This window comes from Thiospirillum jenense (genome assembly GCF_014145225.1).
GTDB classification, from domain to species: domain Bacteria; phylum Pseudomonadota; class Gammaproteobacteria; order Chromatiales; family Chromatiaceae; genus Thiospirillum; species Thiospirillum jenense.
Genome location: NZ_JABVCQ010000014.1, coordinates 53003 through 75641, shown reverse-complemented (window position 1 = coordinate 75641; position 22639 = coordinate 53003). Strand labels below are relative to the sequence as shown.

At 53.8% G+C, this 22639-nt stretch carries 23 protein-coding genes; 16 read left to right on the top strand and 7 right to left on the bottom strand.

Annotation, left to right across the window (positions count from 1 at the left end; all coding sequences use genetic code 11):
- The first annotated feature begins 39 nt into the window (after positions 1 to 39).
- The 4 genes from HUK38_RS15595 (at position 40) to HUK38_RS08035 (ending at position 3729) form a co-directional block, all read left to right on the top strand.
- Complete coding sequence (locus HUK38_RS15595; protein WP_420825165.1) at positions 40 to 303, top strand: transposase family protein; 264 nt, start codon at positions 40 to 42, stop codon at positions 301 to 303.
- Positions 304 to 314: 11 nt separating this feature from the next.
- Positions 315 to 2210: a type II secretion system ATPase GspE gene (gspE, locus tag HUK38_RS08045; RefSeq protein WP_182583810.1), complete on the top strand. Its 1896-nt coding sequence runs from the start codon at positions 315 to 317 to the stop codon at positions 2208 to 2210.
- 158 nt (positions 2211 to 2368) lie between these two features.
- Positions 2369 to 2851 carry a Uma2 family endonuclease gene (locus HUK38_RS08040; RefSeq protein ID WP_182583809.1) on the top strand — a complete coding sequence of 161 codons (483 nt, stop codon included), beginning with the start codon at positions 2369 to 2371 and terminating at the stop codon, positions 2849 to 2851.
- Between the two features lie 308 nt (positions 2852 to 3159).
- Positions 3160 to 3729: a Uma2 family endonuclease gene (locus tag HUK38_RS08035; RefSeq protein ID WP_182583808.1), complete on the top strand. Its 570-nt coding sequence runs from the start codon at positions 3160 to 3162 to the stop codon at positions 3727 to 3729.
- A 265-nt stretch (positions 3730 to 3994) separates the two neighbouring features.
- On the opposite strand, the gene mtgA is transcribed toward HUK38_RS08035, so the two are convergent.
- Complete coding sequence (gene mtgA / locus HUK38_RS08030) at positions 3995 to 4837, bottom strand: monofunctional biosynthetic peptidoglycan transglycosylase (protein WP_338065384.1); 843 nt, start codon at positions 4835 to 4837, stop codon at positions 3995 to 3997.
- Positions 4838 to 4847: 10 nt separating this feature from the next.
- On the opposite strand from mtgA, the gene HUK38_RS15370 reads away from it, so the two are divergent.
- Together HUK38_RS15370 and HUK38_RS08025 are read left to right on the top strand one after the other, a co-directional pair.
- Positions 4848 to 4976 carry a hypothetical protein gene (locus tag HUK38_RS15370; RefSeq protein ID WP_275285008.1) on the top strand — a complete coding sequence of 43 codons (129 nt, stop codon included), beginning with the start codon at positions 4848 to 4850 and terminating at the stop codon, positions 4974 to 4976.
- 17 nt (positions 4977 to 4993) lie between these two features.
- On the top strand, positions 4994 to 6004 hold the full coding sequence (locus HUK38_RS08025; protein WP_182583806.1) for an AAA family ATPase: 1011 nt from the start codon (positions 4994 to 4996) through the stop codon (positions 6002 to 6004).
- A 26-nt stretch (positions 6005 to 6030) separates the two neighbouring features.
- Here the strand turns inward: HUK38_RS08025 and HUK38_RS08020 are convergent, their stop codons facing one another.
- Both HUK38_RS08020 and HUK38_RS08015 read right to left on the bottom strand, forming a co-directional pair.
- Positions 6031 to 6912, bottom strand: coding sequence for a GAF domain-containing protein (locus HUK38_RS08020; protein WP_182583805.1), 882 nt, complete (start codon positions 6910 to 6912; stop codon positions 6031 to 6033).
- A gap of 208 nt (positions 6913 to 7120) precedes the next feature.
- Positions 7121 to 8059, bottom strand: coding sequence for a chemotaxis protein (locus HUK38_RS08015; protein ID WP_182583804.1), 939 nt, complete (start codon positions 8057 to 8059; stop codon positions 7121 to 7123).
- A gap of 224 nt (positions 8060 to 8283) precedes the next feature.
- Between HUK38_RS08015 and gspG the strand changes: the two genes are divergently transcribed.
- The gene (gene gspG, locus HUK38_RS08010; RefSeq protein ID WP_182583803.1) at positions 8284 to 8727 is read left to right on the top strand and encodes a type II secretion system major pseudopilin GspG; all 444 of its coding nucleotides are present in this window, start codon (positions 8284 to 8286) and stop codon (positions 8725 to 8727) included.
- Between the two features lie 22 nt (positions 8728 to 8749).
- Complete coding sequence (locus HUK38_RS08005; protein WP_182583802.1) at positions 8750 to 9238, top strand: GspH/FimT family pseudopilin; 489 nt, start codon at positions 8750 to 8752, stop codon at positions 9236 to 9238.
- A gap of 87 nt (positions 9239 to 9325) precedes the next feature.
- Here the strand turns inward: HUK38_RS08005 and hisG are convergent, their stop codons facing one another.
- The 4 genes from hisG to ndk form a co-directional block, all read right to left on the bottom strand.
- Positions 9326 to 9982: an ATP phosphoribosyltransferase gene (hisG, locus tag HUK38_RS08000; protein ID WP_182583801.1), complete on the bottom strand. Its 657-nt coding sequence runs from the start codon at positions 9980 to 9982 to the stop codon at positions 9326 to 9328.
- 168 nt (positions 9983 to 10150) lie between these two features.
- Positions 10151 to 11269 (bottom strand): cobalt-precorrin-5B (C(1))-methyltransferase, encoded by a 1119-nt coding sequence (locus HUK38_RS07995; RefSeq protein ID WP_182583800.1) that lies wholly within the window; start codon positions 11267 to 11269, stop codon positions 10151 to 10153.
- Positions 11270 to 11476: 207 nt separating this feature from the next.
- Positions 11477 to 12562, bottom strand: a complete 1086-nt coding sequence (gene rlmN / locus HUK38_RS07990; RefSeq protein ID WP_182583799.1) for a dual-specificity RNA methyltransferase RlmN — start codon at positions 12560 to 12562, stop codon at positions 11477 to 11479.
- Positions 12563 to 12587: 25 nt separating this feature from the next.
- Positions 12588 to 13016 (bottom strand): nucleoside-diphosphate kinase, encoded by a 429-nt coding sequence (ndk, locus tag HUK38_RS07985; protein ID WP_182583798.1) that lies wholly within the window; start codon positions 13014 to 13016, stop codon positions 12588 to 12590.
- 354 nt (positions 13017 to 13370) lie between these two features.
- Between ndk and rsmH the strand changes: the two genes are divergently transcribed.
- The 8 genes from rsmH to murD all read left to right on the top strand — a co-directional run bounded on the left by rsmH (position 13371) and on the right by murD (position 22583).
- Positions 13371 to 14318 carry a 16S rRNA (cytosine(1402)-N(4))-methyltransferase RsmH gene (gene rsmH, locus HUK38_RS07980; protein ID WP_338065383.1) on the top strand — a complete coding sequence of 316 codons (948 nt, stop codon included), beginning with the start codon at positions 13371 to 13373 and terminating at the stop codon, positions 14316 to 14318.
- Positions 14315 to 14605, top strand: a complete 291-nt coding sequence (gene ftsL / locus HUK38_RS07975; RefSeq protein WP_182583797.1) for a cell division protein FtsL — start codon at positions 14315 to 14317, stop codon at positions 14603 to 14605. Before rsmH ends, ftsL begins: the two co-directional genes overlap by 4 nt.
- Complete coding sequence (locus HUK38_RS07970; protein WP_182583796.1) at positions 14592 to 16418, top strand: peptidoglycan D,D-transpeptidase FtsI family protein; 1827 nt, start codon at positions 14592 to 14594, stop codon at positions 16416 to 16418. Before ftsL ends, HUK38_RS07970 begins: the two co-directional genes overlap by 14 nt.
- On the top strand, positions 16415 to 17968 hold the full coding sequence (locus HUK38_RS07965) for a UDP-N-acetylmuramoyl-L-alanyl-D-glutamate--2,6-diaminopimelate ligase (RefSeq protein WP_182583795.1): 1554 nt from the start codon (positions 16415 to 16417) through the stop codon (positions 17966 to 17968). The genes HUK38_RS07970 and HUK38_RS07965 overlap by 4 nt, the downstream gene beginning before the upstream one ends.
- A complete protein-coding gene (locus HUK38_RS07960) occupies positions 17958 to 19397 on the top strand; it encodes a UDP-N-acetylmuramoyl-tripeptide--D-alanyl-D-alanine ligase (RefSeq protein WP_238787531.1) in 1440 nt (479 codons plus the stop codon). Before HUK38_RS07965 ends, HUK38_RS07960 begins: the two co-directional genes overlap by 11 nt.
- Before the next feature lie 2 nt (positions 19398 to 19399).
- Positions 19400 to 20482, top strand: a complete 1083-nt coding sequence (gene mraY / locus HUK38_RS07955; protein WP_182583794.1) for a phospho-N-acetylmuramoyl-pentapeptide-transferase — start codon at positions 19400 to 19402, stop codon at positions 20480 to 20482.
- Positions 20483 to 20599: 117 nt separating this feature from the next.
- Complete coding sequence (locus HUK38_RS07950) at positions 20600 to 21061, top strand: PD-(D/E)XK nuclease family protein (RefSeq protein ID WP_182583793.1); 462 nt, start codon at positions 20600 to 20602, stop codon at positions 21059 to 21061.
- A gap of 154 nt (positions 21062 to 21215) precedes the next feature.
- Entirely contained in the window at positions 21216 to 22583 is a 1368-nt protein-coding gene (gene murD, locus HUK38_RS07945) for a UDP-N-acetylmuramoyl-L-alanine--D-glutamate ligase (protein WP_182583792.1), read from the top strand.
- Positions 22584 to 22639: the final 56 nt, after the last annotated feature.

The following is a 22639-nucleotide window of genomic DNA, read 5'->3' as shown; positions in this document are numbered from 1 at the left end:
TGATTTTAACTAAAAATAGATTCACTAAATATTTAAGTCATCTCCGCACAAAAATCTAAAAATAAACTATTAACAAGTGAACAAAAAACGACTAATAAACAGCTTGCCTCAGAGCGTATTTTTGTTGAGCATAGTATTGCTGGATTAAAGCGATTTCGTATTCTTTCAAATCGGCTTCGTATTCATAACTTTGATTTGTATGACAAAATTCTCGGCGTTTGTGCTGGACTATGGAATTTTAACCTAGCTAACTCGCTGATTTTGTTAGTTAAAACAACTCTAATAAACCCGCCGTTTTATTAACAGGAATCATCATGGGTGTATTATCATTTTTCCACCGCGCCCGCCCGCGTCGCCAAGAGCCGCATTTGACGTCGCCCCCGTCAGTTGATGATCCGCCCGCGCCAGCCAACGCCCTGCTGGTTTTGCCGACCACCAATCTGCCGCCGCCGCTGGATGCCGCGCCCGAACTGCCCGACGCGCTGCCGTCCTTGACCGCCGAAGCGGATGTGATCGCTTACCTGCAAGATCGCGGCAAGTTGACGGCGGGGGATTTGGCACGCGCCCGCAAGTTGGCGGAGGACAGCGGCGATGCGCTGCGCTACCTGCTGGTGCGATTGGGACTGGTATCTGACCGTGACATGGCGGCGGCGATGGCGCAGATTTTGGCGCTGCCGCTGGTCAAAACCGAGGATTACCCCGAGCAGCCGGTGGGCGATCCCGAAGCGCCGCTGCTGCATCACTGCCTGCGATTTCTCAAGGACGCACACATCGTGCCGCTGGCGGAAGATGACGCGGGGTTAATTCTCGCCGTTGCCGATCCGCTGGATGAATTCGCCGCCCGAGCCGTCGCGTTGGCGGCCGAGCGCCCGGTGCAGTTGCGCATCGGCTTGACCAGTGACATTGACGCGGCGCTGGAGCGGTTGTACGAGCAGCCGCAGCGCCCGGCCACCGAGGATGAATTAACCGCCGAATTTGGCAATTTCAGCGAAGAAGACATCGAACATTTGCGTGATCTGGCGAGTGAAGCGCCGGTGATTCGGCTGGTCAACCAGATTTTGCAGCGGGCGGTCGAGTCGCGGGCGTCAGATGTCCACATCGAACCGTTCGCCGATGAACTCAAGGTGCGCTATCGAATTGACGGGATTTTGAAAGAAACTGAATCGCCGCCGGTGCGCTCAACTGCCGCGGTGATTTCGCGCATCAAAATCATGGCGAAATTGAACATTGCCGAGCGCCGCTTGCCGCAGGACGGGCGCATTCCGCTGCGGGTACAGGGGCGGGAGTTGGATTTGCGCGTCTCCACCGTGCCGACGCTGTTTGGCGAAAGTGTGGTGATGCGGTTACTCGACAAGGAAAGTGTGAAATTTGATTTTGACGCGCTGGGATTTGACGGCCCGCCGCGTGAACGTCTGCTGGCGGTGTTGGAACAACCGTACGGCATTTTTCTCGTCACCGGCCCGACCGGCAGTGGTAAAAGTACCACGCTCTACACCGCGCTCAGTCGCCTAAATACCCAAGAGCGCAAAATTATTACGGTCGAAGACCCCATCGAATATCAGGTCGCCGGCATCAACCAAATTCCCGTCAAAGCCTCGATTGGCATGACCTTTGCCGGCGCGTTGCGGGCAATTGTCCGCCAAGACCCGGACATCATCATGGTCGGTGAAATGCGCGATCTGGAAACCGCCCGCATCGCCGTGCAATCCGCGTTGACCGGTCACGTCGTGCTGTCCACCTTGCACACCAATGATGCGGCGAGCGGCGTGACGCGGTTGCTCGACATGGGCGTTGAAGATTACCTGCTGACCTCGACCGTCAACGGCATCTTGGCGCAGCGGCTGGTGCGGCGGCTGTGTCCGCATTGCCGCGAGCAATACGACGCCCGCGCTGAACTGGCGGCGCGTTTTGACCAATTACCGGGGCGGCGGCGCGGTGAACCGGTGCAATTGTATCGTGCCGTCGGCTGCAAACAGTGTAACAACAGCGGCTATCGCGGGCGGCTGGTCATTGCCGAAGCATTAGTAATGAGTGAACGTATTCGGAAAGCGGTGTTATCACACGCCACCGCGTCGGCCATTCAATCCATTGCGATTAAAGAAGGCATGATGACGCTGTATCAAGATGGCTTGCGTAAAGCATTAGACGGGCGCACCACAATTGAAGAAGTGTTGCGCGTGGCGGAGGAATTAAAAACCGAGGTGGAATAGGCGTGTGAGTGACGCAGTTTAAATGTCAACGTGTTGATTTATCAAGCAAAAGTACGTTCCCATGCTGGCGCGTGGGAACGATCAACTGCATCACTCCTGCACTTAAAATCCCACGCGCAACGCGCCAGTTTTATTTATGATGAGTGAGGTTGACAATCATGCACTGGCAAGAAGTCTGCAATCATCCCGCCCTGCACGATTTACCTTTCAAAATTGAATTAAACGAATGGGGACAGGTCTTAATGTCACCAGTCAAAGTGCGCCACTCGGCATTACAAGGCGCAATTGCCCGTGCATTACCCGCCAGTGGCGTCGTATTATTAGAATGCGCAATTGCCACCACCAAAGGCACAAGAGTTGCTGATGTGGCGTGGTGTTCTGCCGCCCGCTTTCAACAGATACACACAGAAACAGAATGCTCGATTGCACCCGAAGTGTGTATTGAAGTCATTTCGGCCGGCAATACGGCAATGGAAATGCGCGAGAAAACTGCGTTATATTTTGCCGCCGGTGCGCTCGAAGTGTGGCTGTGTAATGATGATGGTGTGCTGCAATACTTTAATCCGCACGGGCAATTAACACAGTCGCATTTAATCCCGACCTTTCCGCAGCGCGTCATCATCACGCCGCCTTGTGAATAAAACCCGCACCACACTGCCGAGCGGCAGGCGCTTTGGTGTTAATAACATCAGCGATCTTACTTGATAAATCAACGGCTTAACAGTTGAACTGCGTCAGTCTTGCTGCATTGCCGTATTCGCGGACATGAGGAGAAATGCAGTTTTAATAACAGTGAATGATGATGCGAGTTAATTGCGGGAGTTACGCAGTTCACAGGTTAACTTTGATTTATGGAAAAAGAGCGCGTTCCCACGCCGGCGCGTGAGAACGATCAAAAACCCAACTGCGTCACGCCCAAATTAATCATTTCAACAGTGAGGCCTAAATCGTGGAAGCACTCAAACTGTACACCCTGACCGACTTGCTCAACACGCCCGCCGACCGCGTCGAGTTAATTGACGGCACCATCGTTCAGCGCCCGATGGCACGGATGGAACATGGCTTGGTGCAGCATCGCGCATCGGTTGAGCTTGGTCCGTTTGATCGGCCGACCGGCCCCAGCGGCTGGTGGATCGCCACAGAAGTCAGCGTCCACTACGCTGCGCACCAATGTCCCACCCACGATCTGGCCGGCTGGCGCAAAGAACGCTTGCCGCACCGCCCGAGCGGCGTGGTCGAACTGGCGCCAGATTGGGTGTGCGAAATCGTCTCACCCGGGCATGAGCGCAAGGACACGCTGACGTTATTTCTGCTGTTGCAACGCCAGCAAGTGCCGTACTACTGGTTAATTTGGCCGGAAGAGCGCGCACTGGTCGCGTGGCACTTAGACGGCGGCAGTTACAAGGTGATTGCCAGTTGTACCGCCCCGAACGCCGCCGAGCAAAAACAGCGCATCCCGCCGTTTGACGCCATCGAGCTTGATCTGGGCTACATCTTGGGCGACGCGGGTGCGGGCTGATGACCGGTGCCGATAACGCAATTAAAAAACCGCCCCCGCCGGCGGTTGCCACATAGTATTCAATAAACTGTGTTTTGCTTAACATAGTTGAGGAATTCTCATCTACAGAGAACCACTTTGACAGTGCAAAAATCCGTCGTTATTCTAAACAGAGCAGCTCGTAACTTAATGGCGATAACCAAGCGCGTGCTACTCAATCATGCTCTTTAACAAGTTCGAGTATGCGGTTGCCAGCACAAGTTGCTGGCGTAAAACTTGAAACGTATCAAAGAGTTCGCGCTGTAAAAACATCTGTTTTTGCAGCCTTGGTAGATACACCCCAGTCTGCGGACTGGCAGTTAAGCGTTACTGAGCATTGCTCAGTAATGCTTAAGAAAAATGTATCGGCAGCGGGTGCATGATCCACCGTTTTTTTCAATTGATAAAGATAATTCACCCCGCCGAGCTGCCGCATTTGCCGCCGAATCCACGCAGCGCGGCGCTTGACCTGTGGCGACGGCGCCTCAATGCGGTAGATGTTGGGATTGGGCAACACTGCCGCCAGCAACGATGCTTGGTGCTGAGTAAGTTGGTGGGCGGCGCGGTCAAAATAGTGCTGACTGGCCGCCCCAATCCCGAAGATTTCGGGGCCAAATTGCGCGATATTGAGATAGACTTCCAAAATGCGTTCTTTTGGCCACAGTGTCTCGATTAACACAGTAAACCACGCCTCCAGTCCCTTGCGCACTGGATCCCGCCCCGGCCACAGAAACAGATTTTTCGCCGTCTGCTGACTGATGGTGCTGGCGCCGCGCAATTTGCCGCCCGTTTGAAATCGCTGCCACGCTTGACGCATTTCCACCACATCAAACCCGCGATGTTGCGGAAACCGCTGATCTTCAGCAGCGATCACCGCGATTGCCACTGGGGCCGCGATGGCGTTTAAATCAACCCAGTCGTGACGCCAGTTTAGGGCTGGGGTGAGCGCCGCATCTTGCGGTGTGAATAACGCCACACGTTGCATTTCTAACCAGTGCCACGCCATAAATGCCGAGCCAGGCGGATTTACCCAGCGCAGTAGCCACACGCTGCCGATGGACAGTAGCAATAATACGACAACCCAGCGCATGATCGTTGCAATGAAACAACTCAGGCGTGCCACACGCGCTGATCGGCGGCGCGGCGGTGGGGTTGGCGGAAATCGAATGATGCGCGAATCCGCCCTCACCTGGATTTGCGGTATAAAATCGGCGTTTGGCAGTTTTTGACTCTGATGATGATCTGAATGACACATACTCATGCTACCGCATTGCACGACGCCCCAACCGCCGAGTGCAGTCCCGCGCAACACGCATTTGCGCAATTACGCGCTGAATTACGCACCCGTATTATTGGGCAAGACGCGCTGGTTGAACGGTTGTTAATTGCGCTATTGGCGGATGGACATCTGCTGGTGGAAGGTGCGCCGGGGTTGGCAAAAACCACTGCAATCAAAGCGTTAGCGGCGCGTTTGACGGGTAATTTTCAACGTATCCAATTCACGCCCGACCTGTTGCCCGGGGATTTAACCGGCAGTGATATTTATCGCCCGGAAACTGGCAGTTTTGAATTCCAACCCGGCCCGCTGTTTCATAATTTGATTTTAGCCGATGAAATCAACCGCGCCCCGGCCAAGGTGCAATCAGCGCTGCTGGAGGCGATGGGCGAGCGGCAAATCACCGTTGGCGGGCGCACCTACGCGCTACCTGAGCCGTTTTTGGTGATGGCGACGCAAAATCCAATTGAACAGGAAGGCACTTACCCGTTGCCCGAGGCGCAGTTGGATCGGTTTTTGCTGCACGTCCGCGTCGGCTACCCAGACCCGCACACCGAGCGTGCGATTTTGGCATTAGCGCGTGCCGAGGTGCGCACCAGTGAACCGCCGCCCGTGCCGTTGATTGACGATACGCTGTTACGCACGGCGCGGGCGGAGGTGATGAATCTGCACCTGGCCGACGCATTGGAACAATATTTGGTACAATTGATTTTGGCCACGCGGGATCCGGGGCCGTACGATGCACGGCTGGCGCGGTTGGTGGACTACGGCGCTAGTCCCCGCGCCACCATTGCGCTAGATCGTTGCGCCCGAGCGCAGGCGTGGTTGCGCGGCGGGCAGTACGTCACACCGCATGACGTGCAGGATTTGGCATTCGACATTTTGCGTCACCGCGTGTTGCTCAGTTACACCGCCGAGGCCGAGGGCATGACGGTTGAAACCTTTGTCGCCACGCTGCTCAAATTAGTGCCGTTGGTTTAATTGCCAGCGGGTAACATATTGACTGCTCAAGTGTCCAAATGTTTAATGCCTTTAGTACACAAATGCGTGACCAAATGTTTAATTAACGTCATCACATGCGCACTTTCCTGATGAATCGTTTTAATCGGTTCATAACCGGCAAATGGCAATTCAACCTGGGTTTCAAGTTCATTAACAGCTTTTAATACTGCGGTTAAAGATGTGTGCAATTCGTGTAATTCGTCAATGACCAACGCCGTTTGTTCTTGATGCACAAACGCCAATGTTTCTTTTGTGCGCTGCAAATCATCGATGACATACTGTTGTAAATCGCGCAGCCGGGCATTTTCAAGAATAGCCGCATAAGTATTAATAAACGGCGTTAATAAATCAGTTAAACTTGTGGTATAGCCGTCCGTCCGCCCGACCAAACTCATAATGCCAACGAGCGTCGTGTCATGATAAATCGGCAATGCCACAGCGTTCAAAGGTGCGACATGCGTGGTTGGCTGAGGACACAATGCTAAAGGCTGTTTCAGTAACGTTCCTGATTGTAAATACTGTTGAAGATGAGCGGTAATCACTAATTGACCAGTGTGTAGCACATCATCGAATACACAACATAAACTATCTAATAACGCATTCCATTGTTGCGCGGCGTCATGCTTTGATCGCTCACGATCAGGTAATTCTGCTTGCAACATGACAATCGGTTTGAAATATAAAATGCCATCTTCGGTGTGCAAAACTTCACCGAAAGTCCCATAACTGCTGGCGGTTAAATGCAATAAGGCGCGCAATAATGCTGTCGAAACAACCTGCAAATCCAGGGTAGTTGTGAATTGCTGCAACATCTGCCGTAATAAATCATGCAGCTGCGCTGGTTGCAATGATTCAATTGTCACAGGTTGTTCAGACCAGCCTGACATTGTTTGAAATATATCCATCAACTGCTACCCTGGTTGAATAAAAAAACTTAGTCCGATAATACTTTATAGATGTGACACACTTAAAGGTGTATAGACTTGTGTGACCGTGTGTATTTGCCGTGAGTAATCCGATTTGCAAGCGTATCCTAATACTGATCGAAATCAAGTTATTACTGTTTGATGTGCGTCACTTTTACCGATTATGACATCACGTCGATCCTGTCCGCACCAGTGGACGGTCGGCAATGCGTTCTAATACTGACCGTGCCAAATCATCTGGGTGGTATTTTTGAATAAACTTATTTGCCCCAGTGCGCCGTACCATCTCAAGATTAAAGACACCACTAATTGACGAATGCAGTAAAATATACAAGTCTTTGATATGTGGATGAGCGCGAATATGCGAGGTGAGTTGATAGCCATCCATTTCTGGCATTTCAATATCCGAAATCACCATCGTAAAATAATCGGACACATTAATCCCTTGTGCCACCATCGTATCAATTTTTGCTAATGCTTGTTTGCCATCGTTGGTTAAAGTACATTCAATTCCCAATTGTTCCAATGCGCGTCTAATTTGATTGCGCGCCACTAATGAATCATCCACTACCAGTACCCGATGACCCTGTGATATGGTTTGCTGTGTTAAGGTTGATGAGACTTCCGTGCTGGCATGAACCACCTGATCCAATACTTTTTCTACATCGAGAATTTCAATTAAATCTTTTTCAATTAACGTAATGGCCGTTACATACGCATTACGCCCTAAACGTGACGGTAATTGTTGTACCTGATCCCATTGTGTATGCACAATGCGATCCACGCGCCGAATTAAAAAGCCATGCACGGAACGATTGTACTCAGTAATGATAATATAGCCCTTTTCTGGTTCACGCAATGCAGGAAAACCAACCGCCCGCGACAAATCAATAATTGGCATAGTTACGCCGCGCAAGGTCGCTATGCCCATCACTAATGGATGAGAACCCACTAATCGCGTGAGAGGTTGATAGGCAACAATTTCCTGTACCTTAAATACGTTAATCCCGTACAATTGTTTATGTTCTAATTGAAAAAGTAACAGCTCTAGGCGTGTACCCGCAGCGCGGTTAGAGTCGAGCGTTGATCCGTCATGGTGATGATTCATTGTGCGTGATCCGGTGAAAGGTGAGACGCATGGTGAGTGATTTAATTGCAGTGTGGTCAACCCATTGCAATCGCAGCATGATAAATGATTATAATCACACTGCGCACGGTTCGCTGGTGCTGATAATCCGTGACTTGATCGCGGTTATGTTGACATTTATCATGCTAACACCGTTGTCAATGCGGGATGTTTCCCTCTGAACAATATTAAGGATATTTGCAATAATGCAATACTTTCAACGCTTATCGCACACTCGTACTCGTACCGCTGGCTTTACCCTGGTTGAATTACTTGTTGTATTAGCCATTCTCGGTTTACTCGCTGGTTTGGTCGGGCCGCAGGTGATGAAATTTCTTGGGAGTTCTAAAACAAAAACGGCACATTTACAAATAGAAGACCTCAGTGCCACACTCGATTTATATCGTCTTGAAGTTGGGCGCTATCCAACCTCAGTTGAAGGCTTGCAACCATTGGTGACTAATCCCGGCAATGCGCCCAATTGGAATGGACCCTATTTGAAAAAGGGCAATGTTCCCAAAGACCCCTGGGGCTATGATTATCAATACCGTTCCCCGGGTGAAAATGGCGCTTATGATTTGTGGTCATTAGGGGCCGATGGTCAAGAAGGCGGCGACGGTGAAAACCAAGATATTCACAGTTGGGATTGATTAAACATGCGCCCTTGTATTTATGCGTCATTTACCATTGACATATCCAGTGTTTAATCAACCGCGGGGGTTTACTTTAGTAGAACTTCTGGTCGTCATGGCAATTGCCGGATTATTAATTGCCGTCACGCCGCCGTTAATGTCCGCTGCTTTACCCGGCATTGAATTAAAAGCAGCGGCGCGGCGTACTGCCGGTGCATTGCGGATTGCGCGTGAATTAGCAATTCATAACGGGCGCACTGTTGTATGGCAATTAAACACCGCCACCGGTCAATACCGGATTGTCGGTGACGCCCGTGCCGCTCAATTACCCGGCGGTATTGAATTAACCTTAACTGCCGCCGAAGAAGAGATGATTAACCCCCATGAAGGCGGTATTCGATTTTTTGCAGACGGCAGCGCGACTGGCGGGCGGGTGGTATTAACGCGCAATCAACGCGGTTATCAAGTCGGGGTCAATTGGTTAACGGGGCAAGTCATCATTGCCGATTGGTCAGGTGATAATCGCTAATGCTATTATTCAACACGGCGGGGCACTGCGCGGACGCATCGCACGATGATTAATACAACTGAATGATGCCAATACGATCAAAGGCATTCAATCAAACGAGTCGGTACTGACCGTCTGTCGCAAGATGTTGATTAAGTCCATCACGCGGTTATGTTTCATTTTCCACGCGGCTTTATTCACAATCACCCGCGAGCTAATGTGGCAAATCAATTCCAGCGGCACCAGTCCATTGGCTTTGAGTGTATTGCCGCTTTCTACCAAATCCACAATTAAATCGGCCAATCCCACCAATGGCGCTAATTCCATCGAGCCATACAGTTTAATGATTTCAACCTGTTGCCCTCGCGCTGCAAAATAGCGTTCGGCACTGCGGACATATTTAGTTGCAACCCGCAGCCGCCCAATGTGCGCCGCCGCCAACGCATCAGGCTGCCCCGCCACCATCAGGCGACAGCGGGCGATGCCCAAATCCAATGGTTCGTACAGCCCAACGCCGCCGTGTTCTAACAACACGTCTTTGCCGGCAACGCCGACGTCCGCGGCGCCATACTGCACATAGGTTGGCACATCACTTGCACGAACGATGAGCAGGTTCACATCTGCTTGATTTGTCGGCAAAATTAATTTGCGACTGGTGTCAGGATTGTCGAGCGGGTAAATGTCGGCGGCAGCGAGCAGCGGCAAAATTTGCTCAAAAATCCGCCCCTTAGAGAGGGCGATGGTCAGGGTGGCGTTGGCGGACATGGATAACGGGGCGTGTGCAAAATAATGACGTGCGATTATAGCGCAATTGCCCGCGTTGATGGCGGTGGGTAATGTGCGGGGGCGGTTTTAATAGCGTTGTGTTAATGATAATTGATGTAGAACACAGAAACAATCAAGTAACAGGGTTTGCTGGTTAAAATAATTTTATTAATAATCGCCCACTACCCCCGCCCCTTCTCCATTCAAATCACACGCCAAAATCTGCAATTGATAATCACCCGGATATTGCCGGCGTAATTGCTGCCATGCCCGCTGCGCCATTGCCTGATGCAATGCCACATTTAATCCCAATAATTGCAATTGTTCAGCCGCAAACCGCGCCGTCATTTGCGCTCGAATTGCCGTCACAATTGCTGCCGGCGCCCCCACTTCTGCCGCCACTTGCGCAATTAACTCGCGGTCTAATGGCGCCCGCCACGCATGAGTCACAGTTAATCCCTGCGCGATTTTAGTCAATTTACCAATCATGGCGCTAATAATAATCTGCGTCATGCCATGTCTTAATGCCGCCGTGAATGCCGCTTTAATAAAATCGCCCATTTGAATAAAAGACATCGGCGGTAAAGTTGAATACCACGCCTGCGCTGCGTGTTCAGTTCGCCCGCCAGTGCTGAATACCACCGTTTTATGCGGTTGATACGCCGCCACTTGAATGGCTTGAATTAAACTTGCGCGAAAGGCCGCAGTTGAATACGGGCGGACAATGCCGGTCGTGCCTAAAATAGAAATGCCATTGAGAATACCCAGCCGCGCATTTAAGGTGTGCTGCGCCAGGCGCTCGCCATCCGGCACTGTTAATTCAATTTTTAATCCCATACCACCAATGAATAATGGCGCCGCCACCGCTTTTACATTCGCCGTGATATTCCGCCGTGGCACCGGGTTAATCGCGTGTTCACCAATGGTTAATCCCAATCCAGGCTGCGTGACAATGCCAATGCCAGCCCCGCCAGTTAATTGAATGACGCCGGCGGCATGTTGAATACGCCGCACCGTTGCAATTAACTGTGCGCCATGTGTCACGTCAGGATCATCACCTGCATCTTTAATCACCACCGCCTGCGCACTGTCGCCGTTATAATTGCTGTCGGCAATAGAAAAAGTCACCATTTGTCTATTCGGCAGGCGACAATTCACACTATTCGGCACTTGCCCGGTGATTAAACCCAATGTTGCAGCAGTGGCGGCCGCGGCTGCATTCGCACCAGTGGTATAGCCAGTGCGATTGCCGCGACCACGACTACGGGGGCGAGGTGATTCATTCATTGAATAATTGGTAATACTGTGGAGATGAGGTAAATAAAAAATTGCGGAATTAAATCCCCCCGCTCGCAGTAGCGAGCGACCCCCTTTTGCAAAGTGGGTATTAAAACTTATTTCCCCCCTTTGAAAATAAAACCGCATTCGACCTTTTGCAAAGTGGGTATTAAAACTTATTTCCCCCCTTTGACAAAGGGGGCAGGGGGATTTATCTCAAATCACAGTCGGCTGCATCGCCCCGCGCTTAACCACCCGCCCAACTAATTGACCGCAGGCGGCCGCAATTTCATCACCGCGAGTTTTGCGCGTCACCGTGACTAATCCTGAACGAATTAACCGCATCCGAAACGCATCAATCCGTTCGAGTGAACTGGGTTGAAAACCGGCATCAGGAAAGGGATTAAACGGAATTAAATTGACCTTCGAGCGCACACCTTCTAATAACCGCATTAACGCTTTGGCGTGGCGGTCGCTATCATTCACACCATCCAACATCACATATTCCCAAGTAATACGCCGCCGCCGATCATCACCAATATACGCACGGCACGCGGGAATTAACTGCTCTAATGGATATTTGCGATTAATCGGCATTAATTGGTCGCGCAGTTCATTCGTCGGTGCGTGCAATGACACCGCTAATGACACGTCGGTTAATTCACACAAACGGTGAATGGCCGGGACTAAACCGGCAGTAGAAATTGTGACGCGCTGTTTGGCCAACATATACGCAAAATCATCTTGCATCATAGATAATGCAGTCATCACCGCATCAAAATTGGCTAATGGTTCGCCCATGCCCATTAAAACGATATTGGTTGGGGCGCGCCCTAAAAAGCGGGTTGCCAACCACACTTGGCCAATTAACTCGCTCACCGTTAAATTGCGATTAAACCCCTGGCGGGCGGTGGCGCAGAATTGACAGGCTAATGCACAGCCGACCTGTGATGAAATGCACAGGGTGCGGCGCTGCTCTTCAGGAATTAACACCATTTCAATGCGTTGCCCGTCGGTCAATTCCAATACCCATTTAATGGTGCCGTCAACCGAGGGCTGTTCTAATATGCAAGTTGGCAATTGAACGTGCGCGGTTTCAATTAAACGAGCGCGCAGCGCGGCGGGTAAATCGGTCATGGCGGCACAATCAACGACGCCGTGTTTGTGCAGCCATTTGAATAGATTGCGGCCGTGAAACGGTTTATAGCCCCAGGCTTCTACCAAGTATTCACACCCAGCGCGGTCGAATGCAAGTAAGTCAATTGGTGGCATTGATGACGGCGCTGGCGGTGGTGTGTTCATAAATGAAAATCAATTCAAGCGGTAATTAACGCGGGCGGGGGCAGACGCCTTCGGGAAAGAAAAAGGCGATTTCAACTGCGGCGGTATCGGGTGCATCTGAGCCATGCACAGCATTAGCAGTGAATGAATCGGCGAAGTCAGCACGAATAGTACCGGGCGCGGCATTGGCGGGATTGGTGGCGCCCATGATGTCACGATTACGCGCAATGGCTTCATCACCGGCTAATACCATTGCCAGAATAGGGCCGGAGGTCATAAAGCCGACTAATTCATCAAAAAATGGTTTGCCTTGATGAATACCGTAAAAGGCGCAGGCTTGTTCGCGTGATAAATGCAACATGCTGGCGGCGACGATTTCTAATCCAGCTGTTTCAAAACGACTGCAAATTGCGCCAATGACATTTTTGGCGACGGCGTTGGGTTTAATAATAGAGAGGGTGTATTGATGTGCCATGATAAATCCAATTGTTGAATACTGATGAAACGGGTTGATTTAATTAAACAGCGAATGAACGCGGCAGTTGCGCAATGAACGCTGTCAATCAAAATCGGTGCGCACTGTAGCAAATTACCGTGCATTTATCCATTTGATTATTGTGACACTTTGAAAACTGTCGCCAACTCATTGAAACACGACTGATTTGCAATGCTGCGAATTTGTCTTAACTACCTGCTTTAAGTCACTGACAAGCAAGTAAAAACATCGAATACTCACTTGACCGCTTTAAGTTCCTCGCCTAATATCAAGAATAATTGAGAAAAACTCACTCATATCGGCGGTCGGCAACCGCTATTTGCAGGTGCGGCAGTGCAACATTTTTCACACACGCCAGTGCTGTTGGACGAGGCGATGGCCGCGCTGGCACTCACCCCCGCCGGGATTTATGTGGACGCGACGTTCGGGCGCGGCGGTCATTCGCGGGCAATTATGGCGCAATTGGCCGCGAACGGGCGGCTATTTGCCGTGGATCGTGATCCGGACGCGATTGCGGAGGGGCGCGACTGGGCGGCGATTGAACCGCGTTTGACGCTCTGGCACGCCGCCTTTTCGCAGTTACCGGCGCTGCTCACCGCAGCCGGTTTTGACCAAAAAATCAACGGGTTATTGCTCGATCTGGGCGTATCTTCTCCGCAATTGGACAGCGCCGAGCGCGGGTTTAGTTTCATGCGCGACGGCCCGCTCGATATGCGCATGGACACGACGCAGGGCTTGACGGTGGCGGACTGGTTGGCCGGCGCCAGCGCGGATGACATCGCGGTCGTGTTACAGACTTACGGTGAGGAACGCTACGCTCGCCGCATCGCGCAAGCCATTGTGCAGCAACGATTAATTGCCCCGCTGACCACCACTCATGCCCTCGCGGCGCTGTGTGAACGGGCGGTGCCGCGGCGTGAACCGGGGCAACATCCAGCCACGCGCACTTTTCAAGCGCTGCGCATTTATCTCAACCGCGAGCTGGACGAATTGCGGGCGTTGTTGTCCAGCGTCACGCCGGTATTGGCGGCGGGCGCTCGGGTGGTGGTGATTAGTTTTCATTCGCTGGAGGATCGCCTTGTGAAACAGGTGTTTAACGCACCCTCGGCGGCGCAGGCGGTGCCGAAAAAAATTCCGCTCACCGCGGCCGAATTGCAGCAACGATATCCGCCGTCGCACTGGCGACCGCTGGGGCGGGCGATCACCGCGCAACCGTTTGAAATTGCACAAAATCCCCGTGCGCGCAGTGCGCGGTTGCGGGTGGCGGAGTACCAGCCATGACGCGCCGCCAATTGTTGATTTTCGCGGTGCTGGCGCTGGGTGTGTTGGTGACGGCGTTGGCGGTGGTGTACGTCACTTACATGGTGCGCGGGCAGACGGTGCTGTTGCAGGCGGCGCGGACGGAACGCGATGCGCTCGATGTCGAGTGGAGCCGCCTGCGGTTGGAGGAGGCGTCGCTGATTACGCACGCCCGCATTGAGGAAACAGCACGGCAGGCGCTCGATCTGTACCTGCCGCAAATGTCGGATGTCCGAATTTTAGAGGTGTCCCCTGATGAGCAACGCTAATTTTCAATCGCAGTCGCCGCAGTCGCGCCAGCAGCGGATGCAGCGCCAGCGCATTCAAATGCCAAATTTCACGCAGCGGCAGCGGCTGCTGGGTGGACTGGTGGGGTTGGCGCTGGTGACGGTGGTGGCGAGTGCGTTTTATCGGCAGGTGGTGGAAACCGAGTTTTTGCAAGATCAGGGTGAAAAACGCTTCGTGCGTGAACGGGAAATCCCAGCGCGGCGCGGCGTCATCATGGATCGCAACGGTGAACCGCTGGCGATCAGTACGGCGGTGGCGACTTTTACGGCGAATCCGCGCCAGTTGGTCGGGCAAGATGAGGCGATCACGGCGCTGGCGCGGGTGCTGGAACTTGAACCCGACAAATTGCGCGAGCAGGTGGAGAGCAATCGCCAGCGCGGGTTTATTTACCTGCGGCGGCGGATGGAACATCAAACGGTGGCGGCGGTTAAAGCGGTGGTGAAGCAATTCAAGTTGCAGGGCATCGGCGTTGAAACCGAGTACCGCCGTTTTTACCCGGGCGGCGAGGTGTTCGGGCAGGTGATTGGCTATACCGACGTGGCCGATCAGGGTCTGGAGGGCATCGAGTTGGCCATGAATGCCAGTTTGCGGGCGGAACCGGGCAGCCGCCGCGTGATTCAGGATGGCCACGGGCAGATGATTGCTGATGTTGAGCAGGTGCGGCCGCCGCGTCACGGGCAGGATTTGCGCTTGAGTTTGGATCGCCGTTTGCAATTTTTGGCGTATCGAGAACTCAAGCGGGCGGTACTGGATAACAACGCGGTCGGCGGCTCGGCGGTGTTGATGGACGTGGCCAGCGGGGAAATTTTGGCGATGGTCAACCAGCCGGCGTTCAATCCCAATGTGCTGCGGCCGGATAACGTTGATCAGCGCCGCAACCGTGCCGTGACGGATGTGTTTGAACCCGGCTCGACGGTCAAGCCGCTGGTGATGGGGCTGGCGCTGGAGTCTGGGCGGGTGCGACCTGACACGCCGATCAATACCAGCCCCGGACAAATGGCGGTGGGGCGCAATCGGGTGCGCGATGTCCACAATTACGGGCAGTTGAACGCGACCTCGGTGATTACCAAATCCAGCAACGTCGGCATCGTGAAGGTGGCGTTCCAACTGCCGCCGGAGGCGCTGTGGCAGTTGTACGATCACCTCGGCTTTGGTCACGTCACCGCCGTCAATTTTCCCGGTGAACGCAAAGGGCGGGTGCCGGCGGCGGACGGCTGGTCACAGTTTGAACACGCGACGCTGGCGTTTGGTTACGGCTTGAACGTGACGGCGGTGCAACTCGCGCAGGCTTACGCGACGGTCGCCAATGATGGGGTGCTGCATCCGCCGACGTTGCTGCATTACAACCCGCGCACGACGGCGGAGGTTGAATCCCCGACGGCGCGGCGGATTTTTTCCCCGACCACGGCGGCGGCGGTGCGGGCGATGATGGAAACGGTGGTCAGCGACGTTGGCACGGCGAAACGCGCTGGGATTGACGGCTACCGCATCGCGGGTAAAACCGGTACCGCCCGCAAAGCGGGGCCGCATGGCTACGCGGCGGGGTTGTATCAAGCGGTGTTTGCCGGCATGGCACCGGCCAGTCACCCGCGCTTTGTGATGGTCATCATGGTGGATGAGCCACACGGCGCGGCGTATTACGGCGGACTGGTGGCGGCGCCGGTATTTTCAAAAACAATGCAGACGGCGCTGCGGCTGTACAACGTGGCACCCGATGATCCGACCGTGTCGTTACTGTTACAGCCGACTGCGCCCGCCAACAGCGGCAAAACGCGCAAGGTGCGGCAGCCATGATCGCGCTGGCGACCTTGTTGGCTGATCGGTGGCCGGCGACGTTGCGGCAATTACCGCCGGTCATTTCCACCATTCCAATCAAGGATTTAACGCTGGACAGCCGCGCAGTCACCATTGGCACGGCGTTTGTCGCGCTGCCCGGTCAGCAGCAACACGGGTTAGATCACGCGGCCGCGGCGGTGGCGAATGGCGCGGCGGTGATTTTGGCGGAGGCGGATGAGCGCTGGCCGCTGGCGCGTATTCACCAGTTAAATCAACAGGTTGGCGGCGCAGCGGTGATCGCGCTGCCGGGGCTGCGTGACCAACTTGGGCAACTGGCGGCGCAGTGTTACGGTAATCCCGGCGCTGAGTTGCGCATCGTGGGCGTGACCGGTACGAATGGCAAAACCAGCGTCAGTCATTGGATTGCGCAGTTGCAAGCGCCGCGCTGCGGGATTATCGGGACACTCGGCTACGGGCTGCCCGGCGCGGTGGTGTCGCCCGGCTTGACCACGCCCGACGCGATTCGGTTGCAGGCGATGTTGGCTCATCTGCGTCAGCAGGGCGCAACGCAGGTGGCGATGGAGGTGTCGTCTCACGCGCTGGCACAGGGGCGGGCGGATGCGGTGCCATTCACGACCGCCGTGTTGACCAATTTAACCCGCGATCATTTGGATTATCACGGCGATTTGGCGAATTACGCGGCGGCTAAGTTGCGGTTGTTTCAACGGCCGGGGTTGCAGCAGGCGGTGTTGAATGCCGATGATCCGTTTGCCCAGCAGATTGACGCGGCGCTTGAGCCGACGGTGACGCGGATTTGGTACAGCTTAAATCCCGCGTTCACCCCGCCGCCCGCACTAATTGGCAACCCGCACTGGCTACACGCCACCGCGTTGTCACCGCAGCCGGCCGGGATTGAACTGCACCTGGACGGCAGTTTTGGCAGCGGCACGGTGACGGTTGGCGTGATTGGTCAATTCAACGCGGCCAATTTGCTCGCGGCCGTGGCGACGGTGGCCGCAGCGGGGGTGCCGCTTGACCAGATTCTCAAGGCGGCGGCGCAGATCAATGGCGTGGCCGGGCGGATGGAGCAAATCACGACTGCCGCGGCGGCTGAACCGCTGGTGATCGTGGATTACGCCCACACCCCGGACGGCTTGGCGGCGGCGCTGCGGGCGATTCGCTGGCACGGTCAACAGCGCCGCGTGGTGACGGTGTGCGGGTGCGGCGGCAATCGGGATGTCGGTAAACGCCCGTTGATGGGCGGGATAGCGGCGCAATTCAGCGACTTGGTGATTTTGACCGACGATAACCCGCGTCACGAGGACGGTGGCGCGATCATCGCTGACATGCAGGCGGGCATGACGCAGTTCACCACGCCGGTACTGGTGGAACGTGACCGAGCGGCCGCGATTCGGCGGGCGATCCAGTGGGCAACGGCGGACGATGTGGTGTTAATTGCCGGTAAAGGTCACGAAACGACGCAAGATTACGGCACTTGGACGCAGCCGTTTAGTGATCGTGACACGGCGGCGCAGGCATTAGCGGAGTGGCAACATAATGAACAATGATTCAACGGGCGATTCAACAGGCAAACCGATGTGGACATTGGCGGAGTCAATTGCCGCCGTCGGTGGTGAGCGGTTTGACCCAAACGGTGAGAGCGCGGCTGATCCGATCAGCTACTGCGGCGTCACCACCGACAGCCGCGCCGAGTGCAGCGGGCGGTTATTTATCGCGCTGGTCGGTGACAGGTACGACGGTCACGATCACGTTGCCGCAGCGGCTGCGGCTGGCGCGGTGGCGGCACTGGTCAGTTGCCGCGTGGCGGTTGACATCCCGCAGTGGTTGGTGGCGGATACGCGCTTGGCACTCGGGCAATTGGCGGCGGCGTGGCGGTTGCGGCTGGACGCGACGGTGGTGGCGATCACCGGTAGCAACGGCAAAACGACGTGCAAAACGTTGCTGGCGGCGGTCTTGTCACAGGTCGGCAAAACCCATGCCACGCAGGGTAATTTGAACAACGACATCGGCTTGCCGCTGACCATTTTGTCCGCTCGGGATGAGCGGTTTTTAGTCCTCGAACTCGGCGCAAATCACCCGGGTGAGATCGCCTATTTGACCAACATCGCCCGTCCCGACGTGGCGATCATCACCGGCGTTGGCCGAGCGCATTTGGAAGGATTTGGCAGCGTCGCCGGGGTCGCGCAGGCAAAAGGTGAGATTGCGCAAGGACTTGCCGCCGATGGCACGTTCATTTATCCGGCCAACAGCCCGTTTGCAACCCACTGGCAACCGCTGGCTGGCGACCGCCGCCGCGTCACGTTTGGATTACTGCCGAGCGCGGACGTGCATTTGAACGGCGAAGCGCCCGTGCCGCAGTGGGATGAGAGCGGGTTGCAGATGACGTTTGACGTTGGGTTTGACGCGGCGGTGTTCCCCCCGTTGGAGGCGGGATTTTCAATTCACCTCCCACTGGCGGGCGCGCACCACGTCAGCAACGCGCTGGCGGTCATCAGCGCCGCCGTCGCGCTGGGCATTCCCGCCGCCGCCATTCAAACCGGACTGGCAAACGTCGCCCCCATCGCCCGCCGCCTGCAACCCAAACGCAGCCCCTCGGGCTTGCGTTTATTAGATGACAGCTACAACGCCAATCCCGATTCATTAGCCGCCGCGATTGCCGTGTTAATAGAATTAGCGCCGCCCGGCCAGGCGGTGTTAATTCTCGGTGATTGCGGTGAATTAGGGCGCGACGCACTGGCATTACACAGTGACATGGGACGGCAAGCCCAATTAGCCGGCGTAGCGCGGCTTTACGCGGTTGGTCAATTAGCCGCCGCCGCCGTCACCGCATTTGGTAATCAAGGCGTAGTGTATAGCGATCACGCCACTTTATTAACCGCACTACGCCACAAGTTCAATTCGGATCACATCATTTTAATAAAAGGTTCACGACGCGCCGCTATGGATCGCATCGTTGACGTCATGGAGACTTGGTAATCATGTTGTTGTATTTGGCAGATTGGTTAGCGCAATACTACTCCGGCTTTGCGGTCTTTCATTATTTAACCTTGCGCGCTATCTTAGGCGTTATTACCGCATTAAGCATTGCACTCATCATTGGCCGGCCACTCATTCGGCGTTTAAGCCGCTATAAAATTGGTCAAGTGGTGCGCAGCGATGGCCCGCAATCGCATTTTTCAAAAGCCGGCACCCCGACGATGGGCGGCACGTTAATTATTGTCTCCATGACCATCAGCACACTGCTGTGGGCGGATTTACATAACCGTTTTGTCTGGGTTGTATTATTTGCCACCGTCGCTTTCGGTGCGATTGGATTCATTGATGATTACCGCAAGTTAATTCAACATGATCCCAAAGGGCTGCTCGCAAAAGAAAAATATCTATTACAAACCATCGCCGGGTTAGCGGTCGCCGGCTACCTGTATTATTTTGCCGTCACCCCGCGTGAAACCGAATTATTAGTGCCGTACTTAAAAGATGTCGCCTTTCAACTCGGCCCCTGGTTTATTCTCTTCGCGTATTTGGTCATAGTCGGCGCCAGCAATGCAGTCAATTTAACTGACGGATTAGACGGATTGGCCGTATTACCCGCCGTATTAGTGGCCGGTGGATTAGGCATTATGGTGTATGCCGCTGGTCATGCCGAAATCTCCCAATATCTTAAAATCCCGTATATTCAAAATGTCGGTGAAGTTGGCGTATTCTGCGCAACCCTCGTGGGCGCTGGATTAGGCTTTTTATGGTTCAATACTTATCCGGCACAAGTCTTTATGGGTGATGTCGGCGCATTAGCATTAGGTGCGGCATTAGGTGCAGTGGCGGTCGTGGCAAAACAGGAATTGGTTTTATTTATTATGGGCGGCGTATTTGTATTAGAAACGCTGTCGGTCATGTTGCAGGTCACGTCCTATCGTTTAACCGGTAAACGCATTTTTCGTATGGCGCCACTGCATCATCATTACGAATTAAAAGGCTGGCCAGAGCCGCGAGTGATTGTGCGCTTTTGGATTGTCACCGTTGTCTTGGTGTTAATTGGGTTGGCGAGTTTGAAGATTCGTTAGCGGGAATAAAAGTCACTCTGCCAGTTGAAATAAAAGTCACTCTCCCAGCGGGAGAGGGGATACGATACACCCACCAAAGTTAATTGAATTAACCGCAGTTTCAGTCGTGACAAATCAATGGTTAATCAAAAGCGCGACAATACAGAATTCAAACTGCTGCATGAGAAGTCAGAGAAATCTAATCGCCGCATTACCGCAATGGGTGCGCGCTGGGGAATACAATCAGAGCGGAGTTTTCGCAATGCTTTAACGGGTATTTTTCAGCGACATTTTGATGTCGAAGTCATCAATTACACTGGCTATGATGAGACGGGCGAGGTATTCGGTTATCCTGAAAACATTGAATTGGACATCATTATTAAAAACGGTTTGCTGCTGATTTGTGAATTAAAATCATCGGTAGATCGAGCGGCACTATACACATTTAAACGCAAGGCGCTCTATTATGAACGCCAGCAGCAACGCACCGCTAATCGTTTATTAGTTATTTCACCGATGATCAGTGAGCGCGCCCGCCAAGCGGCGAATAAACTGGGAATTGAATGCTATGATGATGCGTTGGATGTCGCGCAAATCTAACGTTGCTTTTTATTAGCGTAGTGGCGCTGGAAGAAGAAATCCCCCTGCCCCCCTTTTGCAAAAGAGGGTAAAGAAATCACCTTTTGCAAAGGGTGTGGAATAGAAAAGCAATGAACCTGTAAAGAAATTGAAATAAAAATAGCCGAGTGAAGCAATGAATCATTTCATTAACCTGACGCGCCCGGTGTTAATTGTCGGGCTGGGCATTACCGGATTCGCCTGCGCCCGCTATTTGCACCAACACGGCGTGCGCGTCACCGTCACCGACAGCCGCCCAAATCCGCCCGTTTTAGCCGATTTATGCCGCGAATTGCCCGATATTCCCGTCCATTTGGGCGCATTTGACGCCAATTGCTTCGCTGCCGCCGAGCAAATCGTCCTAAGTCCCGGCGTTTCCCCCGCAGAACCGCTAATAATCGCCGCCAAACAGCGCGGAATTCCCGTGATTGGCGACATCGAGCTGTTTGCCCAGCGCGCCCAAGCGCCAATTGCCGCGATCACCGGCTCGAATGGCAAAAGCACCGTCACGACTTTATTGGGCGAAATGGCGAAACACGGCGGGCGGCGCGTGGCGGTCGGCGGCAATCTTGGCACGGCCGCGGTGGCGTTACTTGATCCGACTGTCGAGTTGTATGTGCTTGAATTATCGAGCTTTCAACTCGAAACCACCGCGTCGCTCCAGCCGCAAGTCGCCACCGTCCTCAATCTGTCGCCCGACCATCAGGATCGCCACGCCGATTTTGCCGCGTATATTGCCGCTAAACAGCGCGTTTTTAATCACGCGCACATTGCAATTATTAACCGTGATGATCCGGCCGCCGCCGCGCTGGCTAAAACCGTGAATGAACAGCGCAGTTTTGGATTGAATCCGCCGCCGAATAAACATGATTGGGGCGTGATTACAATTGACAATGGGCAGCAATGGTTAATTGGCAATGGCGAATTATTAATGCCGGTGAATCAATTGCGCATTGCTGGGCGGCATAATGTGGCAAATGCACTGGCGGCAGCCGCAATGGCCAGCGCACTTGGATTATCACCGTCCGCTATTGCGATTGCATTAACAACGTTTAGTGGACTGCCGCACCGCTGCGAATTAGTTGCGGAATACAACGGCGTCCGTTTTATTAATGATTCTAAAGGCACCAACCCCGGCGCCACCGTCGCCGCATTAGCGGGTTTAATTGATAACACGGCAGCAGCGCGGGCGATTTTAATTGCCGGCGGCGATGGCAAGGGTGCGGATTTCACGCCCTTGATTACCGCGTGTCGGGATTATGTTCGAGCGGTGGTGTTAATTGGCCGCGACGCGCCGATGATTCAACAAACCTTAAATGACGTGGTGCCGGTGTATTCAGCGGGTGAATTAGAACCGGCGATTCAATTAGCCGCTGAACTCGCCTGCGCTGGCGATTGTGTTTTATTATCGCCCGCCTGCGCGAGTTTCGATCAATTTCGCAATTATCAACACCGAGGCGAGGTGTTTCGTGATCTTGTCCAGCGATTCAGTGCAGCGTATTGAACGGCATTAACCCAATTTATATTCGTCCAATCCAATTTCGTTCAATCTAATGAGGT